A 17,889-nucleotide genomic window follows, 5' to 3' on the forward strand; every position below is an offset into this window, starting at 1 on the left:
AGGACGCGAGAGGGGGGTTGGAGATGGACGACAGCGTCGCCAAGGGCGGTCACGTTCCGGTGATGCTCGACCGCGTACTGGAGCTGCTCGGCCCTGCGCTGTCCGGCCCCGCCCCCGTCGTCGTCGACGCCAACCTCGGCCTCGGCGGCCACTCCGAGGCGCTGCTCGCCGCACATCCCGCGCTGCACCTGATCGGCATCGACCGCGACCCCTTCGCGATCGAACACTCCACCCGCAGGCTGAGCCCCTACGCCGACCGCATCACCCTGGTCCACGCCTCGTCCGAAGACCTGGCCGACGTGCTCGCGCGCGCCGGGCGCACCACGATCGACGCGGCGCTGTTCGACCTCGGGGTCTCCTCGCCGCAGCTCGACGAGGCCGAGCGCGGGTTCGCCTACTCCTACGACGCGCCGCTCGACATGCGCATGGACACCTCGCAGGAGCTGACGGCGGAAGAAGTGGTCAACACCTACTCCGCCGCCGAGCTGACCCGCATCCTGCGCGACTACGGCGAGGAGAGATTCGCTCAGCGTGTCGCGGGCCTGATCATCAAAGAACGTGCCAAAGAGGCAATAACCTCGACGAAGCGGCTCGCGGAGATCGTTCGCGAGGCCATCCCCGCCGCGACCCGGCGCACCGGGGGAAACCCCGCCAAGAGGACTTTCCAGGCGCTGCGCATCGAGGTGAACGCGGAGCTGTCCGCCCTGGAGGCGGCGCTGCCCGCGGCACTCGACGCGCTGGCGCTGGGTGGGCGAGTCGTCGTGCTCTCCTACCACTCACTCGAGGACCGGCTCACCAAGCAGGCCCTCACGGCGCGAACCAGGGACACCAGCCCTCCCGGGCTGCCCGTCCCGCTGCCGGCTCACCAGCCGAGGTTCCGCCTGCTGACGAGGGGAGCAGAGCTCCCAAGCGAAGAAGAGCTCGCCCGCAACCCGCGGGCGGCCTCGGCCCGGCTACGGGCGGCAGAGAGGATCCGTGTTGACGACTGAGCAGGAGACCGGCCGGGGGGCTCCCGTCCGCCGCGCGGTGCCCAAGACGGGCACCCGCAGGTCGGCCGTGTCGCAGCAGCCCAAGCCGCGGCCCCGCATCGACACGCGGCCCGAGGCCGGGGGCACGCGCTCGGCCGCCGAGCGGGCACGCGCGGAGGCCGCCGCCGAACGCGCCCTCCTCGACGGGCGCGCCGGCGCGCCCGGCGCCGCCCGCGGCAAGGCGCCCGCGCCCGAGCGTGGCAAGCAGGCCACCGCGCGCGGGGCGGCTCCCGTGCGCGGTAAGAGCGCGAGCGCCGAGCGGGGCACGCCCGCTCCCGTGCGTGGCAAGGCGCCGGCTCCCGAGCGGGGCAAGGCCGCGCCCGCACGCGGCAAGGCCGCGGCGCCCGAGCGGGGCACGACGGCCGCTCCTTCGCGGGGCAAGACCGCGGCTCCCGGGAAGGCGCCCGTCACCGAGCGTCCGGAGGCGCCCAAGGGCCGGGCGCGCGTCAAGGCGCCGGCGGCACGTCCCGCGGGCGGCCGTGGGCCTGCGCGGCGGCAGCGCACGCCGTTCGTGCTGCTCGTCGTCGGCCTGCTCTGTGGCGGCCTGGTGAGCCTGCTGCTGCTCAACACCATGCTCGCCCAGGACACGATCACCGACGCCAAGCTGCGCGAGGAGATCGCGGTGGCCAAGCGCGAGAACGAGAAGATCGACCAGGAATACCAGCTCAAGACCCAGCCGGGGAACATCGCCAAGCTGGCCGAGATGCAGGGCCAGCACACCGACTGGGACGAGGTCAACGCCTACAGCAGCGCCGGTGACCAGGCGAGCCAGGCGGACACGCAGCGGTGAGGGAAACAGGCGGCAGGGGGCAGGGTCCCGGCCGCGGCGCAGGCGGCGCCGGCTCTCAGGGAGGGCCAGGCGCCGCTCGTCGTACGCCGGGCGGGCCCGGGAGGACGGCACGTCAGGGCGGCGCGTCGCGCGGTGACTCCGGGCGCGACCCGGGGCGCGGGAGCTCCTCAGGTGAGGGGCGTCCGCCGTCGCAGGAGAACCCGCCGCGGCGGCCGCGCGATCGCGACGACCCGCTCGACCTGCCGTTCGGACGCGAGACGTTCGGCCCGGACGACGGCCGCAACCGCCGCCGCCCCGACCCGGCCGACGACCCGGCCCACGGCGCCGCCCGCGACGCCGACCGTCCCGGCGCCCGCAGGCGTCCCCGCGACGACGAGGACGCGGGCGGCCGCCGCCGTCCGGGCGACGACGAGCGCCCGCGGTCACGGGGAGCCCAGGGCCGCGACGACGACCGGCCGCGCGGCCGGAACCCCCGTGACGACGACGACCGGCCGCGTGGGCGCGGTCCCCGTGACGATGCCGATCGGCTGCGTGGGCGCGTGCAGGGGCGGGACGACGATCGGGGGCGTGCGGGCGGTCCGTCCGGTGGCCCAGGCGGTCGTGCGGGCGGTTCGGCGGGCAGGCCGGGGTCCGGCGCCGGCGCCAGAGGGGCCGGGCAGGCCGGGGGTAAGACGCGGCGTACCGCCGATGAGGACTCCAGGGGGCGGGGGCAGGACGCGTTGCGGCGTACCCCGTCGGGGAGCCCCAGGCCGGCGGCGGGTGCGCGGCCCGAGGCGGCGCGGGGGCGCGACGGCGCCACGGCCCGGCGCGGCCCGCACCCCGGTTCCCGCAGCGGCGCCGCAGGGGGCTCGCGGGGCGGCGCCGACGTGCCGCCGCCCAGGGGACCGCGGCGCCCGCCGCCGCGCCCGCCGCTCGTGCTGCGGCTGGGCAACCCGCGCAGGCGCATCAACATCGGCCTGATCGGCATGACGTTCGTGCTGTCCATCTTCGCGGGCCGGCTCATCCAGATGCAGGGCCTCGACTCCAAGGTGTACGAGGCCGCGGCGGCCGAGCAGCGCCTGCACACCGTGACGATCCCGGCCAAGCGCGGCGCGATCACCGACGTCAACGGCCACAACCTGGCCGTCACGGTCGAGGCCCGCGAGGTGTCGATCGACCCGACCAAGGTGCCCGAGGCCATCAGGGCGAAGGCGGCCGCGATCCTGGCCCAGCAGCTCGGCAAGAGCGAGCAGGACATCGCCGCCAAGCTCGCCAGGACGGGCACCCACTACCAGCTGCTGGCCAGAGACGTCGACCCGGTCGTCGCCACCCGGCTGATGCAGGCCCGCATCCCGGCGCTCTCGGCGAAGAAGACCTACCGCAGGCTCTACCCGGCGGGCGACCTCGCGGGCAGCCTCATCGGGTTCGTCGGCGACGACGGCACCGGGCTCGGCGGCGTCGAACGTACCCAGAACAAGCTGCTGGCGGGCCGCGACGGCGAGCAGCGCGTCGAGACCGGCCGCGACGGCCAGCAGATCCCGATGACCGCCAGCCAGCAGACCGCGCCCGTGGACGGCAGGAACGTCCGGCTCACCATCGACCGCGACATCCAGTGGGCCGCCCAGAAGTCCATCGCCGAGCAGGTGAAGAAGTCGGGCGCCGACAGCGGCACCGTCATCGTCATGGACGTGCGGACCGCCCAGATCGTCGCCATGGCCAACGCGCCCGAGCTCGACCTGAACAACTGGCGCAAGGCCCCCGCGGAGAGCTTCGTGAACAAGGCCGCCGCCGTCGTGTTCGAGCCGGGCAGCACCAACAAGGTGATCACGGCCGCCGCGGCGCTGGAGGCCAAGGCGGTCACGCCCGACACGGTCTACCAGGTGCCCGACCGCATCAAGTGCGCCGACCAGGTGCTGCGCGACGCCCACAGCCACAAGGTGGAGTCGATGACGTTCCGCCAGGCGATGGCGCAGTCGAGCAACGTGGCCACGGTCATGGCCGCGCGCAAGGTCGGCAGCGAGCGGCTGCACGCCATGCTCAAGGCGTTCGGGTTCGGCACCAGGCCGGGCGGCGGCGTTCCCGGCGCCGAGGCCGGTCTGCTGCCCGACTACAAGAAGTGGTCGGGCAGCCAGAACTGCACGGTCGCCTACGGGCAGGGCGTCTCGGTGACCGCGCTGCAGATGGCCAGCGTCTACCAGACCATCGCCAACGGCGGCGTCAAGATGGAGCCGCAGATCGTGGCGGGCACGACCGACGCGTCCGGCAGGTTCGTCCCCGCTCCCGCAGGTAAGCAGACCAGGGTGGTGAGTGAGACGACGGCCAAGGAGATCGCGACCATGCTGGAGAGCGCCGTGGGTGAGGAGGGCACCGGCCAGCTGGCCGCCATCGACGGATATCGGGTGGCGGGCAAGACGGGCACCGCCAACCGCTACGATGCCGAACTCGGCCGTTACGACGGTTACACGGCCTCGTTCGCCGGGTTCGCGCCGGCCGACGACCCCCGCCTGGTGGTGCTGTCGGTGCTGCAGAACCCGAAGAACGGCCACTTCGGCGGGCAGCTCGCGGCCCCCGTCTTCAAGGATGTGATGACGTTCGCCATCAAGAGCAAGAAGATTCCTCCCACAGGCTCCGCCGCCCCGCCGGTGCGGAACCGCGCGGGACAGTGACCAGGGAAGGTACGCTCTCGCCGTGCGTCCCCCGTCGTCTATGCGTCCCACGACCAGCCCGCCTCGCCCGCTGAGCGGGCTCGCGACCATGCTCGATGCCGATTCGGGCACCTCGCGCTCACCGCACGCCGCGCTGACCGGCGTCACCATCGACTCCCGTGACGTCCGGCGCGGCGACCTCTACGTCGCCCTGCCGGGCAACCGGGTCCACGGCGCCGCGTTCGCCGCGGACGCGATGGCGAGCGGAGCCGTCGCCGTGCTCACCGACCGCGCCGGGCGCGACGCGGCGGTGGCCACCGGGCTGCCCGTGCTCATCGTGCCCGACCCGCGCGCCCTGCTCGGGCAGATCGCGTCCTGGATCTACGGCCAGCCGGCCCACGACATCCAGGTGCTCGGCGTGACCGGCACCAGCGGCAAGTCCACCACCACGTTCATGATCGAGGCGGGCCTGCGGGCCGCGGGTCACCGTACGGGCCTGGTGGGCGGCGTCGAGATCCACGCCGGCGAGCTGCGCTTCCAGCCCAGGCTCACCACGCCGGAGGCGACGGAGCTGCACGGCCTGTTCGCGCTCATGCGCGAGCTGGGCGTCACCGCGGCGGCCATGGAGGTCTCCAGCCACGCGCTCGCGCTCGGCCGGGTCGACGGCGTCTACTACGACGTCGCGCTGTTCACCAACCTGTCGCAGGACCACCTCGACTTCCACAAGGACTTCGAGGACTACTTCATGACCAAGGTCAAGCTGTTCCAGCCCGAGCTGAGCCGCGTCGGGGTGACCAACCTCGACGACCGCTACGGGCGCGAGCTGCTGAGCCTGGCGAAGGTGCCGATGACGACGTTCTCGGCGCTGGGCGATCCTGAGGCCGACTGGCGGGCGGTGGAGACCAGGCTCGGCGCCGACGGCAGCACCTTCCGCGTGGTGGGCCCCGGCGGGGTCGAGGCCGACGCGAGCGTGGCGCTGCCCGGGCCGTACAACGTGGCCAACGCGCTCGGCGCGGTGGTGACGCTCGTCGAGGCCGGCGTGCCGCTCCAGGCGGCCGTGGAGGGCCTCGGCACGCTCGCCGGGGTGCCCGGCCGCATGCAGCGCGTCACGGCCGCGGACGACGAGTTCCAGGCCGTCGTGGACTATTCACACAAGCCGGGCGCCGTCGAGTCGGTGCTGCGCTCGCTGCGGTCGGTCACGGAGGGGCGGCTGACGATCGTGCTCGGCTGCGGCGGCGATCGCGACAGCGGTAAACGTCCCATCATGGGGGAGATCGCCGCACAACTGGCTGATGTGGCCATCTTCACGAACGACAATCCGCGGTCCGAGGATCCGCTGGCCATCCTCGCGGCGATGATGGAAGGGGCGCTCCGCGTTCCGCAGCACGACCGCGCTCATGTGATCATTGAGCCCGACCGCGCGGCCGCCATCGGCCTGGCGATCGCCCGGGCCGGGCGCGGCGACGTGATCGTCGTAGCGGGCAAGGGTCACGAACAGGGCCAGTACGTTTCAGGCGAGGTGATCCCCTTCGACGACCGCGAAGTGGTCGCCGAAGCGATCGACGCACGCAAGGAAAGCAGGAAGCACTAATGATCCCGTTGCCTCTGGCCAGGATCGCCGAGATGACCTCGGGCGCCCTGTCGGGCATGGCCGATCCCCGCGCGGTGGTGCGCGGGCCCGTCGTGATCGACTCGCGGGCCGTAGAACCGGGATCCCTCTTCGTCGCCATCAAGGGCGCGCGGGTCGACGGTCACGACTTCGCCGCCCAGGCCGTACGCGACGGCGCCGTCGCCGTGCTCGCGAGCCGCCCCGTCGACGCGCCCGCGGTGATCGTCCCCGACGTCGCCGCCGCGCTCGCCGAGCTGGCCGCCGCCCAGGCGCGCACGCTGCCCGAGGTCACCGTCATCGGCGTGACCGGGTCGGCCGGCAAGACCGGCACCAAAGACCTGCTGGCCCGCCTCACCGGGCGGATCGGCGCCACCATCGCGCCCGTCGGCAGCTTCAACAACGAGCTCGGCCACCCGCTGACCGTGCTGCGGGCCGGCCTCGACACCCGTTTCATGGTGCTCGAGCTGGCCGCCCGCAACATCGGCCACATCAAGGACCTCACCCGCATCGCGCCCCCGAAGATCGGCGTCGTGCTCAACGTCGGCACCGCCCACCTCGGCGTGTTCGGCGGCAAGGAGGCCATCGCCAAGGCCAAGGGCGAGCTGGTCGAGGCGCTGCCGCGCGACGGCGTCGCGGTGCTCAACGCCGACGACCCGCTCGTGCGCGGCATGGCATCGCGCACCGAGGCGCGGGTCACGTACTTCGGGCAGAGCGAGTCCGCCTCGGTCAGGGCCGAGGGCGTCGTGGTCGACGCGCGCGGGCGGGCCTCGTTCACGCTGCGCACCCCCTCGGGGTCGGCGCACGTGGCGCTCAAGCTGATCGGGGCGCACGCCGTCGAGAACGCGCTGGCCGCCGCCACCGCCGCCTACGAGCTGGGGCTGCCGGTCGCCACGATCGCCGAGGAGCTGTCGGCGGCCACGCCGCGCAGCCGGTGGCGGATGGAGGTCACCGACCGGCCCGACGGGGTGACCGTGGTCAACGACGCCTACAACGCCAACCCCGACTCGATGCGGGCCGCCTTCCAGGCGTTCGACGTCATCGGGCGCGGGCGGCGGCGCTTCGCCGTCATCGCGGCGCTGCGCGAGCTGGGGGAGGAGAGCGAGGCGCTCAACACCGAGCTGGGCCGCATGGCCGGCGCCGCCGGTCTGGCCGGGCTCATCGTGGCCGGCCCCGAAGCCGAGCCGGTCCTCCAGGGCGCCCGCGCCGCCGCCGTGGAGACGGCCGCCGCCATGGAATCCCAGAACACCTTCCAGCCTCCCGCCGCGGTCCCCGGCACCCCCGCCCCGGGCCCGCAGGCCCCTGGCGCTCCCGTGCCCGGACCCCACGGACAGGGAGGGCCGGTGCCGGGGTGGCAGGGCCCGCCCGGAGGGCCGCCGCTCGGGCCGCCCGGTGGGTACGGGCAGCCGACGACGGTCGTGCACGTGGTCGACGCCGAGGCGGCGGCGCAGCAGCTCGCCGCGTGGCTGCGGCCCGGTGACGCGGTGCTGATCAAGGGCCCCAGGGCGATGGGCCTCGAGCGGACGGCCGAGCTCGTGCTCGGGGGTGCCCCCCAGTGACCAACATCATCATCGCCGGCGCGGTTGGCCTCATCCTCTCGATGCTGGGCACCCCGCTGGCGATCCGGCTGTTCTCGCGGCGCGGCATCGGCCAGCAGGTCCGCGAGGAGGGCGTGCAGGCCCACCTCGGCAAGCGGGGCACCCCCACCATGGGCGGCACGGTGTTCGTGCTGGCCGCCCTGCTCGCCTACGGCGCCTCCCACCTGGCCACCCTGACCCCCATCACCGTGTCGGGCATGCTGGTGCTGTTCCTGATGACGGGACTCGGCGCGGTCGGCTTCCTCGACGACTTCATCAAGATCTACAAGCAGCGCAGCCTGGGCCTGCGCAGCGGCGCGAAGGCGCTCGGCCAGCTCGTCGTGGGCGCGGTCTTCGCCGTCCTCGTCGTACGCCAGCCCAACGTCTACGGCATCACCCCCGCCGAGACCCGGGTGTCGTTCCTGCGCGACATCGGCCCCTCGATCGGCATCGTCGGGTTCACCATCTGGGTGCTCATCATGATCGTCGGGTTCTCCAACGCGGTGAACCTCACCGACGGCCTCGACGGCCTGGCGAGCGGCGCGACCGGCACGGTGCTGGCCGCGTACGTGCTGATCGGCAACTGGCAGCTGCGCAACAACTGCATCGACCAGCTCGGCCCCAACTGCTACTGGGTGCGAGATCCGCTCGACCTCGCCGTGGTGGCCGCCGCCGTGCTGGGGGCGCTGATCGGGTTCCTGTGGTGGAACGCCCCGCCGGCCCGCATCTTCATGGGCGACACCGGCTCGCTGGCGCTGGGCGGCGTGCTGGCCGGCCTCGCCATCGCCACGCGTACGCAGCTGCTGCTCATCATCCTGGCCGGCCTGTGTGTGATCATCACCCTGTCGGTCATCATCCAGGTCGGGTTCTTCAAGATGACCAGGAGACGGGTGTTCAGGATGGCGCCGTTGCAGCACCACTTCGAGCTCAAGGGCTGGGCGGAGACCACGATCGTGGTCCGCTTCTGGCTGATCGCGATGCTGTGCGCGGCGCTCGGCCTCGGCCTGTTCTACGTCGAGTGGATGCCGCGGCCATGACGCTCACGTGTGTGGCCGGGCTCGGCGTGTCCGGCACCGCCGTGGCCGAGGTGCTGGCCGCGCGGGGCGAGCGGGTCGTGGTGGTCGAGGCGACCGAGGGCGAGCGGCAGCTCGCCGCCGCCGCGGCGCTGGCCGGGGCCGGCGTCGAGACCAGGTTCGGCGAGATGGCGCTGCCCGACGGCGTGACCCGGCTGGTCACCACCGGCTGGCCGCCGCACCACCCGCTCATCGCCGCCGCGCTGGAGGCGGGGGTCGAGGTCGTGGGCGAGGTCGAGCTGGCCTGGCGGCTGCGCCCCGAACAGGCGGCGCCGTGGCTGGCGCTGACCGGCACCAACGGCAAGACCACCGCCGTGCGCATGCTCACCTCGATCCTGCTGGCCGCCGGCCGCAAGGCGCTGGCCGTGGGGAACGTGGGCGTGCCCGTGGTGCGCGCGGTGGGGGAGCCGTACGACGCGCTGGCCGTCGAGCTGTCCAGCTTCCAGCTCCACTGGTCCTCCACGCTGGCCCCGCACGCCGCGGCGGTGCTCAACGTGGCGCCCGACCACCTCGACTGGCACGGCTCCATGGAGGAGTACGCCGCCGCCAAGGGTCGCGTGTTCGAGCGGGCCGGCACGGTGATCTTCAACGCCGACGACCCCGAGGCGGCCCGGCTGGCCGCGCCCTATCCCGGGGCGGTCGGGTTCACCCTGCGGGTGCCCAAGCGGGGCGAGATCGGCGTGGTGGAGGACCTGCTGGTGGACCGCGCGTTCGTGGCCGACCCCGTGGAGGCGGCCGAGGAGCTGGCCACGCTTGACGACGTCAAGCCGTTCGCGCCCCACAACGTGGCCAACGCGCTGGCCGCCGCCGCCCTGGCCCGCTCGCTCGGCGTGCCGTCCGAGGCCGTACGCCAGGGGCTGCGCGACTTCGTCCCCGACCCGCACCGGCTCGCCCACGTGGACAGGATCGGCGAGGTCGACTACGTCGACGACTCCAAGGCGACGAACCCGCACGCCGCGGCGGCGGCGCTGGCCTCCTACCCCTCGGTGGTGTGGGTGGCGGGCGGCCTGCTCAAGGGCGCCGACGTGGACGACCTGGTACGCCAGGCCGCCCCGAGGCTGCGCGCCGCGGTGCTGATCGGCGCCGACCGCGCCAGGATCGCCGAAGCCATCGCGCGACACGCGCCGAATGTCCCCCTCGTGGACATCGCGGATCGGGACACTGGTGCGATGGACAAAGTCGTCACCGAAGCGGCCCGGCTGGCCTCGCCAGGCGACACCGTGCTGCTCTCCCCGGCGGGGGCTTCCTTCGACATGTTCGCGAACTATCCGGCGCGGGGGGAGGCCTTCGCGCGTGCCGTACGCGAGCTGAGGGCACGACGTGAGCACGAGCGCTGAGGAGCGGGTGCGGCCGCCGGCCCGCGCCCAGGAGAGCCCGCAGAAGTTCCTGCGCGAGCAGCTCGTCGCGCTCAAGGAGCTGCTCGACAAGCCGCTGACCACCTACTACCTGATCATCATGTGCAGCGCGCTGCTGCTCGCGCTGGGCCTGATGATGGTGCTGTCGGCCTCCAGCATCGAGGCGCTGAACAAGACCGGCAGCCCGTTCTCGTGGTTCATCAAGCAGTCGCTGTCGGCCGCGATCGGCGTGCCGCTGATGTACGCGTGCTCGCGGCTGCCGGTGAAGTTCTTCCGCTGGGCCGGCTACCCGCTGATGGCGTTGTCGATCATCGCGCTGGTCATGGTGCTGTTCATCGGCTCGTCCGAGCTGGGCGCGCAGCGCTGGATCTACATCGGCCCGCTGACCGTGCAGCCGTCGGAGCCGGCCAAGCTCGGTCTCGTGCTGTGGGGCGCCGACCTGCTGGCCAGGCGGGCCAGGCAGGGCAAGATCGAGTGGCGGCAGATGCTGATCCCGCTCATGCCGGGCACCGCGATCCTGGCCGTCATGGTCATGCTGGGCAGCGACCTCGGCACCACGCTCGTGCTGTTCATGATCTTCCTGGCGCTGCTGTGGGTCGTGGGGGCGCCGATCAAGCTGTTCGGCGGCATCATGGCGCTCGCGGTCCTGGCCGCTGTCATCATGATCAAGGTGGAGCCGTACCGGATGGCGCGCATCGGCGCCTTCCTCGACCCGTGGGCCGACGCGCAGGGCGCCGGCTACCAGGCCGTGCAGGGGCAGATCGCGATGGGCTCTGGCGGCTGGTTCGGCGTCGGCCTGGGCGAGAGCAGGCAGAAGTGGAGCTGGCTGCCCCACGGCGAGAGCGACTTCATCTTCGCCATCCTCGGCGAGGAGCTGGGGCTGATGGGGACGCTGATCGTGGTCGCGCTGTTCGGCCTGCTGGGCTACGCGGGGCTGCGCGTGGCCGTGCGCGTCAACGACGCCTTCACCAGGCTCGCCGCGGCCGCCATGGTGGCCTGGGTGGTGGGCCAGGCGACCGTCAACATGGGGGCGGTGCTGGGCGTGCTGCCGATCACCGGCATCCCCTTGCCGCTGGTCTCGTACGGCGGCTCGTCCCTGCTGCCCACCCTCTCCGCGCTCGGCATGCTGCTGTCGTTCGCGCGGCGCGAGCCCGGCGCGCGCGAGGCCTTGGCGGCACGTGGCCCCGGACCCGCCGCCCGGGCCCTAAGCTGGCTGGGCCTGCGGCGTACGACCAGAGGCCGAGCGACACGTTAGGGAGTGACCGAGATGAGGGTGGTCCTCGCCGGTGGGGGGACGGCCGGGCACATCGAGCCCGCGCTCGCCCTTGCGGACGCGCTGCGCCATCTTGACGCGAGCGTCGGCATCACCTGCGTGGGCACGGAGCGCGGCTTGGAGACGCGGCTCGTGCCTGCCCGGGGATACGAGCTGGAGCTGGTGCCCGCCGTGCCCCTGCCAAGGACGATCACCCCGAGCCTGCTCACGGTGCCGGGCCGGCTCGCGGGGGCGATCAACGCCACGGCGAGCATCCTCGACCGGGTGCGGGCCGACGTGCTGGTGGGCTTCGGCGGCTACGTCGCCACGCCCGCCTACCTGGCGGCCAAGCGGCGGGGCCTGCCGATCGTCGTCCACGAGGCCAACCCGCGTCCAGGGCTGGCCAACCGCCTGGGCGCCCGGCTGACCGAACACGTCTTCACCGGCTTCCCCGACGCCCAGCTGCTGCCCAAGGCCGAATACGTCGGCACCCCGCTGCGCCGCGACATCGTCTCGCTCGACCGGCTGTCCATGGGCGACAAGGCGCGCTCGTGGTTCGGGCTGGAGAACGACCGGCCGACGCTGCTGGTGTTCGGCGGCTCGCAGGGCGCGCGCTCGATCAACCAGGCGGCGCTGGCCGCCGCCCCCGCGCTGCGCAGGGCCGGGGTGCAGGTGCTCCACGTGCTGGGGCCGAAGAACACCGTCGAGCACGAGCCGCCGCCCGGCGACCCGCAATACGTCCTGCTGCCCTACGTCGACCGCATGGACCTCGCCTACGCCGCCGCCGACGTCGCCCTGTGCCGCAGCGGCGCGCTCACGTGCGCCGAGCTGACCGCGGTGGGGCTGCCCGCCGCCTACGTGCCGCTGCCGCACGGCAACGGCGAGCAGCGCATCAACGCCGAGCGCATCGTGGCGGGCGGCGGCGGCCTGGTGGTCGACGACGCCGAGCTGTCCGCCGAATGGATCATCAACCACGTGCTGCCCATGCTCCACGACCCCGAGCGGGTCGCCGTCATGTCGGAGAACGCCTCCAGACTCGGGAGCAAGGACGCCGATATCATGCTTGCCAGGAAAGTGTTGGAGATAGCCGGATGAGTCTCGTGAAGCTGGTCGATCCCGTCGCCGTCGAAGAATTGGGGCGCGTGCACTTCATCGGCATCGGCGGCGCCGGCATGTCGGGCATCGCCCGCATCCTGCTCAAGCGCGGCGTACGCGTGACCGGCAGCGACGCGCGCAGCTCCGAGCTGATCACCGAGCTGCGCGAGCTGGGCGCCACCGTCCACATCGGCCACGCCGCCTCCCACATCAGAGACGTCGACACCGTGGTCGTCTCCACCGCCATCCGCGACTCCAACCCCGAGCTGGGCGAGGCGCTCAAGCAGGGGCTGCGCATCATCCCGCGGGCCGCCGCGCTGGCCTCCGTCATGGCCGGCCGCACCGCGGTCGCCATCGCCGGCACCCACGGCAAGACCACCACCACCTCCATGCTCACGGTGGCGCTGCAGAAGTGCGGCGCCGACCCGTCCTACTGCGTGGGCGGCCAGCTCGTCACCACCGGCCTCGGCGCCGACGACGGCCAGGGCGGGGTGTTCGTGGCCGAGGCAGACGAGAGCGACGGCTCCTTCCTCATGCTCGCCCCCGACATCGCGGTGGTCACCAACGTCGAGGCCGACCACCTCGACAACTACGGCGATCCGCGGGCGGTGCACGACAGCTTCGCGCGCTTCGCCGACCGGGTCGGCTCGCTGCTCATCCTGTGCGCCGACGACCCGGGGGCGGCCGAGCTGACGCGCAGGGCCGCCGAGCGCGGGCTGCGGGTCAAGACGTACGGTCTGCGCGGCGACGACTACCGCGTGGGCGAGGTCAGGCCCGACGGTTTCGGCACCGTGTTCTCCATCGAGGGCAGGGGAGAGGTCAGGCTGGCCGTTCCCGGGGCCCACAACGCGCTCAACGCCACCGCGGTGATCGCCGTGGCCGACGAGCTGGGGCTGCCGTTCGAGGAGATCAGAGAGGGCCTGGGCGCCTTCACGGGGGCCAAGCGGCGCTTCGAGGCCAAGGGCGAGGCGGGTGGCGTCGCGGTCTTCGACAGCTACGCCCACCACCCGACCGAGCTGGCCGCCGACCTGCGGGCCGCGCGCGACGTGGTGGCCTCCTACTCCGGCACCGGCCGGGTCATCGCGATCTTCCAGCCGCACCTCTACTCACGCACCCGGTTCTTCGCCGACGAGTTCGGCGCCGCTCTGGGCCTGGCCGACGAGGCCATCGTGCTCGACGTCTACGGCGCCAGGGAGGACCCTGAGCCCGGGGTGTCCGGCGCCATGGTGGCGGAGCGGGTGCCGCTGCCGGCCGGGCGGGTGGCGTACGCGCCCGACAGGTCGGCCGTGCCCGGGCTGGTGGCCGAGCGGGCGCGGCCCGGCGACATCGTGCTGACGATGGGCGCGGGCGACGTCACCGAGCTGGGGCCGCAGATCGTCGCCCGCCTGTCCTGAGCGCCCGCGCTTTGGGCGTGGCGCGCGGGCCGCACGCCGCCGTCGGCGTAGGTTCGGTGCCGACATGAGCCGCATGTACGTGGGAGGGCGATGAAGGCGCGCACGGCGTTCCTGGTGCTGCTGACGGCGGGAGTGGTGGGCACGGCCGCGTGGCTGGTGTTCTTCTCGCCGGTGCTGGGGGTGCGTTCGATCGAGATCGTGGGAAATCTCACAGTGCCGAGCGAGCGCATCAAGCAGCAGGCGGGCGTGCCCGACCTGCATCCCCTGGCCACCGTGAACCTCGCCGACGTCGAGGGCCGCGTCCTCGGCATCAGGCAGCTCGCCTCCGCCAAGGTCGATCGCGTCTGGCCGGGCACGCTCAAGATCGAGGTGGTCGAGCGTGAGCCGGTCGCGGCGATCGAGACCGGCGGCAAGGTGGCGATCGTCGACGGGCAGGGCGTGGTGATCGAGGTCGAGTCGGCCGTGCCGCCCCTGCTGCCGGTGCTCAAGGTCGACCGTCCCGTTCCCGGCGATCCGGTCATGACGGCGGCACTCAAAGTCGTGCGCGCGATGCCGTCCGAGGTCGCGGGCAAGGTCAGGCAGGTGCGCGCGGGCACGGCCGAGGGCGTCACGCTGGTGCTGTCCGACGGGCGTACGGTGCTCTGGGGCGGGCCCGACCGTCCCGAGGAGAAGGGCCGCATCCTGGCCTCGCTTCTCAAAAAGGAACGATCCGCCACCTTCTACGACGTCAGCTCCCCGGACGTGGTGACGCTGAAGTGATCGTGATCGTCAGCGCCCGGCAAGTCCGGGGCAACGGCATCGCCGAGCCTGTGCCGGGCGGGGCCCGCGACATGAGAGCCTGTAAGCCGGACTTTCGGCATAGGAGGCTCGCCACCAGGCGTGACTGCGGAGCGAAACGGACAGCGCGCGACACGCCGGACGTGCTTGCGGCGCGGTTAGTTGACCGGCCCGGAGCGTAACTCCTACTGTCCGTATCAATCCTCAGGTTGACATAAATCTAAATCTCAACCTGAGGTTGAGAGTTACCCGAACTGACAAAAAGCGGAGACAATCCGCACCGAAATGGCAAGTCAACGAGCGGAAAGGCCCCTCGTCGTGGCAGCACCGCAGAACTACCTCGCGGTCATCAAGGTCGTCGGCATCGGCGGCGGCGGAGTCAACGCCGTCAACCGGATGATCGAGGAGGGACTCAAGGGCGTCGAGTTCATCGCGATAAACACCGACGCCCAGGCGCTGCTGATGAGTGACGCCGATGTGAAACTCGACGTGGGCCGTGAGCTCACGCGCGGGCTCGGCGCCGGCGCCAACCCCGATGTCGGCCGCAAGGCGGCCGAGGACCACCGTGAGGAGATCGAGGAGGTCCTCAAGGGGGCCGACATGGTCTTCGTCACGGCGGGCGAGGGTGGCGGCACCGGCACGGGCGGCGCGCCCGTCGTGGCCAACATCGCGAGGTCGCTCGGCGCGCTCACCATCGGCGTCGTGACCCGTCCGTTCAGCTTTGAGGGACGACGCAGGGCATCGCAGGCCGAAGCGGGCATCGAGACGCTGCGTGACGAGGTCGACACGCTCATCGTGATCCCCAACGACCGGTTGCTGTCGATCTCCGACCGGCAGGTCAGCGTCCTCGACGCCTTCAAGGCGGCCGACCAGGTGCTGCTCTCCGGTGTCCAGGGCATCACCGACCTGATCACCACGCCCGGCCTGATCAACCTCGACTTCGCCGACGTCAAGTCGGTCATGTCGGGCGCAGGCTCGGCCCTCATGGGCATCGGCCACGCCCGCGGCGACGACCGCTCGGTGGCCGCCGCCGAGATGGCCGTCTCCAGCCCGCTGCTCGAGGCCAGCATCGACGGCGCCCACGGCGTGCTGCTGTCGATCGCGGGCGGCTCCGACCTCGGCCTGTTCGAGATCAACGAGGCCGCCCAGCTCGTGTCGATGGCCGCGGCGCCCGACGCCAACATCATCTTCGGCACGGTCATCGACGACGCGCTCGGCGACGAGGTGCGGGTCACCGTGATCGCGGCCGGCTTCGACGACGTGCCCGGCCCGGCGGAGAAGCAGGCGCCCCGGCCGGCGGGCCGTCCCGCCGCGCCTCCCGCGCCGCCCGTGTCGTCGCCTGCGCGGCCGAACGTGGCCTCCCCGAGCATCAAGTCCGACCCGCCGCCGTTGCGGGCTGAGCCGCGCGCTGAGGTGCGTCCTGAGCCCCGTACGGACTTCCGGCCCGAGCCGCGTCCCGAGATCAGGCCCGAGCCGCGCGCCGAGGCGAGACCCGAGCCGCGTCCCGAGCCCCGCGTCGAGCCGCGCATCGAACCGCGCATCGAATCCCGGCCCGAGCCGCGCTCGGAGTTCCGTCCGGAGCCGCGCGCCGAGTCGAGGCCGGAGCCGGTGCGGCCGGTCGAGCCGGTGCACGACCAGGGGTCCGAGCGTTCGGGTTCGGGCGATCGCGACGACAGGTCCGAGCTGGGAGAGTCCGCCGACGGGCCGTCCGGCCCCGTCTCGATCCCCCGGCCCACGCCCGAGCCCGCCAACCCGCCCACGCCCATCACCTCCCGCATGTCGGAGCCCCCCAAACGTCCCCGGGTGATCTTCGAGGAGCAGGAAGAGGAACTCGACGTTCCCGACTTCCTCAAATAGCCGGTGCCACGTTGTCCCGCCTGACGCCGCTCCCCGCAGGGATCCGGGAGCGGCGCCGTCGTGCGTACGGTGGCGGGAACGCGCCAAAAGCCGGTCACCTGGTGAAAGCGAAGAGGGAGAGGCACGTGAGAAGGGACGAGATCGCGGCCGGTCTCGCCGAGGTCGACGAGCGCATCACCGCGGCGTGCCACGCCGTGGGCCGCGACCGCAGCGAGGTCACGCTGATCGCCGTCACCAAGACCAGGCCCGCCGACGACGTCCGCGTCCTGGCCGAGCTGGGCGTGCGCGACGTCGGCGAGAACCGCGACCAGGAGGCCGCCCCGAAGGCCCGCGAGCTCGCGGGGCTGCCGGTGACCTGGCACTTCGTCGGTCAGCTGCAGACCAACAAGGTCCGCTCCGTGGTCGGCTACGCCGACGTGATCCACTCCGTCGACCGGCTCAGGCTGGTGGAGGCGATCAGCAAGGAGGCCGTCCGCCAGGGCCGCGAGATCACCTGCCTGCTGCAGGTGGCGCTCGACGACGACCCGGGCAGGGGCGGCGCCAGGGCCTCCGACCTGCTCGCGCTCGCCGACGAGGTGGCGCTGGCCGACGGGGTGCGGCTGGGCGGCGTCATGGCCGTGGCGCCGCTGGACGAAGAGCCGGCCAAGGCCTTCGCCAGGCTCCGCGACCTCGCGGTGGCGCTGCAGGAGCAGCACCCCCGCGCGACCATGGTCTCGGCGGGGATGAGCGCCGACCTCGCCGAGGCGATCGCGTACGGCGCGACACACGTGCGGGTCGGTACGGCGTTGCTCGGTCGTCGCAAGCCCTTCGTCAGGTAATGTCCCCTCAAGTGGGTCTTCAGGCCCATGATCAAGTAGAGGTCGAGTCAGCGGTGAGCTCCAGGGGGTACGCCTACCGCCTCAGGGCACGGCGACGGGCCCGAGCGAGTGCGACCATGAGCAGGAGGACGACGTAGCGATGGCCGGCGCGATGCGCAAGATGGCGGTCTACCTCGGTCTCGTGGAGGACGACCGCTACGAGAGGTACGAAACCTACACCGACGACTACGCCTACGACGACGAGGTGCAGCGGCCCGGCGAGGAGCGTCCCGTGGCGGTCCAGGACCGCGACGACGAGCCCGAGGCGGGGGTCCCGGCACCCAGGCCCACGACCACCATCGTGGAGCGCCGCACGACCGATCTGGCCCGCATCACCACCCTGCACCCCCGCACCTACAATGAGGCGCGTACGATCGGCGAGCACTTCCGTGACGGCACCCCCGTCATCATGAACCTGACCGAGATGGTCGACAGCGACGCCAAGCGACTGGTTGATTTCGCGGCAGGTCTCGTCTTCGGCCTACATGGCAGCATTGAACGTGTTACCAACAAGGTGTTCCTGTTGTCCCCTGCCAATGTCGAGGTGACCGCCGAGGACAAGGCTCGAATCGCGGAACGCGGGTTCTTCAATCAGAGTTAGAGT

14 protein-coding genes are annotated in these 17,889 nt (G+C 72.4%); all 14 read left to right on the top strand.

Annotated features, from left to right (window positions below; all coding sequences use genetic code 11):
- The first annotated feature begins 23 nt into the window (after positions 1 to 23).
- The 14 genes from rsmH (at position 24) to sepF (ending at position 17,886) form a co-directional block, all read left to right on the top strand.
- Positions 24 to 989: a 16S rRNA (cytosine(1402)-N(4))-methyltransferase RsmH gene (gene rsmH / locus AB0K12_RS22415; RefSeq protein ID WP_364564227.1), complete on the top strand. Its 966-nt coding sequence runs from the start codon at positions 24 to 26 to the stop codon at positions 987 to 989.
- A complete protein-coding gene (locus AB0K12_RS22420) occupies positions 979 to 1,818 on the top strand; it encodes a hypothetical protein (RefSeq protein ID WP_364564230.1) in 840 nt (279 codons plus the stop codon). Before rsmH ends, AB0K12_RS22420 begins: the two co-directional genes overlap by 11 nt.
- Positions 1,815 to 4,463, top strand: coding sequence for a penicillin-binding transpeptidase domain-containing protein (locus AB0K12_RS22425; RefSeq protein WP_364564233.1), 2,649 nt, complete (start codon positions 1,815 to 1,817; stop codon positions 4,461 to 4,463). The genes AB0K12_RS22420 and AB0K12_RS22425 overlap by 4 nt, the downstream gene beginning before the upstream one ends.
- Positions 4,464 to 4,503: 40 nt before the next feature.
- Positions 4,504 to 6,033, top strand: coding sequence for a UDP-N-acetylmuramoyl-L-alanyl-D-glutamate--2,6-diaminopimelate ligase (locus AB0K12_RS22430; protein WP_364564236.1), 1,530 nt, complete (start codon positions 4,504 to 4,506; stop codon positions 6,031 to 6,033).
- Complete coding sequence (gene murF, locus AB0K12_RS22435) at positions 6,033 to 7,607, top strand: UDP-N-acetylmuramoyl-tripeptide--D-alanyl-D-alanine ligase (protein WP_364564239.1); 1,575 nt, start codon at positions 6,033 to 6,035, stop codon at positions 7,605 to 7,607. Before AB0K12_RS22430 ends, murF begins: the two co-directional genes overlap by 1 nt.
- A complete protein-coding gene (mraY, locus tag AB0K12_RS22440; RefSeq protein ID WP_364564242.1) occupies positions 7,604 to 8,662 on the top strand; it encodes a phospho-N-acetylmuramoyl-pentapeptide-transferase in 1,059 nt (352 codons plus the stop codon). Before murF ends, mraY begins: the two co-directional genes overlap by 4 nt.
- A complete protein-coding gene (gene murD, locus AB0K12_RS22445) occupies positions 8,659 to 10,035 on the top strand; it encodes a UDP-N-acetylmuramoyl-L-alanine--D-glutamate ligase (protein WP_364564245.1) in 1,377 nt (458 codons plus the stop codon). The genes mraY and murD overlap by 4 nt, the downstream gene beginning before the upstream one ends.
- Entirely contained in the window at positions 10,019 to 11,308 is a 1,290-nt protein-coding gene (gene ftsW / locus AB0K12_RS22450) for a putative lipid II flippase FtsW (protein ID WP_364564248.1), read from the top strand. The genes murD and ftsW overlap by 17 nt, the downstream gene beginning before the upstream one ends.
- Before the next feature lie 12 nt (positions 11,309 to 11,320).
- On the top strand, positions 11,321 to 12,400 hold the full coding sequence (gene murG, locus AB0K12_RS22455; protein ID WP_364366045.1) for an undecaprenyldiphospho-muramoylpentapeptide beta-N-acetylglucosaminyltransferase: 1,080 nt from the start codon (positions 11,321 to 11,323) through the stop codon (positions 12,398 to 12,400).
- Positions 12,397 to 13,794 (top strand): UDP-N-acetylmuramate--L-alanine ligase, encoded by a 1,398-nt coding sequence (gene murC / locus AB0K12_RS22460; protein WP_364366048.1) that lies wholly within the window; start codon positions 12,397 to 12,399, stop codon positions 13,792 to 13,794. Before murG ends, murC begins: the two co-directional genes overlap by 4 nt.
- A 90-nt stretch (positions 13,795 to 13,884) precedes the next feature.
- On the top strand, positions 13,885 to 14,553 hold the full coding sequence (locus AB0K12_RS22465; protein WP_364564253.1) for an FtsQ-type POTRA domain-containing protein: 669 nt from the start codon (positions 13,885 to 13,887) through the stop codon (positions 14,551 to 14,553).
- 336 nt (positions 14,554 to 14,889) lie between these two features.
- Positions 14,890 to 16,428, top strand: a complete 1,539-nt coding sequence (gene ftsZ, locus AB0K12_RS22470) for a cell division protein FtsZ (protein ID WP_364564256.1) — start codon at positions 14,890 to 14,892, stop codon at positions 16,426 to 16,428.
- Between the two features lie 125 nt (positions 16,429 to 16,553).
- Positions 16,554 to 17,246, top strand: coding sequence for a YggS family pyridoxal phosphate-dependent enzyme (locus AB0K12_RS22475; protein ID WP_364564259.1), 693 nt, complete (start codon positions 16,554 to 16,556; stop codon positions 17,244 to 17,246).
- A 139-nt stretch (positions 17,247 to 17,385) separates the two neighbouring features.
- On the top strand, positions 17,386 to 17,886 hold the full coding sequence (gene sepF / locus AB0K12_RS22480; protein WP_364366060.1) for a cell division protein SepF: 501 nt from the start codon (positions 17,386 to 17,388) through the stop codon (positions 17,884 to 17,886).
- Positions 17,887 to 17,889: the final 3 nt, after the last annotated feature.

The sequence above is a fragment of the Nonomuraea sp. NPDC049419 genome, from assembly GCF_040676995.1.
In the GTDB taxonomy this organism is placed as follows: domain Bacteria; phylum Actinomycetota; class Actinomycetes; order Streptosporangiales; family Streptosporangiaceae; genus Nonomuraea; species Nonomuraea salmonea.

Coding starts and splice junctions, on each gene's coding strand:
- murF (WP_364564239.1), top strand. CDS start 6,033: ATGATCCCGTTGCCTCTGGCCAGGATCGCCGAGATGACCTCGGGCGCC.
- murD (WP_364564245.1), top strand. CDS start 8,659: ATGACGCTCACGTGTGTGGCCGGGCTCGGCGTGTCCGGCACCGCCGTG.
- AB0K12_RS22430 (WP_364564236.1), top strand. CDS start 4,504: ATGCGTCCCACGACCAGCCCGCCTCGCCCGCTGAGCGGGCTCGCGACC.
- murG (WP_364366045.1), top strand. CDS start 11,321: ATGAGGGTGGTCCTCGCCGGTGGGGGGACGGCCGGGCACATCGAGCCC.
- AB0K12_RS22465 (WP_364564253.1), top strand. CDS start 13,885: ATGAAGGCGCGCACGGCGTTCCTGGTGCTGCTGACGGCGGGAGTGGTG.
- murC (WP_364366048.1), top strand. CDS start 12,397: ATGAGTCTCGTGAAGCTGGTCGATCCCGTCGCCGTCGAAGAATTGGGG.
- rsmH (WP_364564227.1), top strand. CDS start 24: ATGGACGACAGCGTCGCCAAGGGCGGTCACGTTCCGGTGATGCTCGAC.
- sepF (WP_364366060.1), top strand. CDS start 17,386: ATGGCCGGCGCGATGCGCAAGATGGCGGTCTACCTCGGTCTCGTGGAG.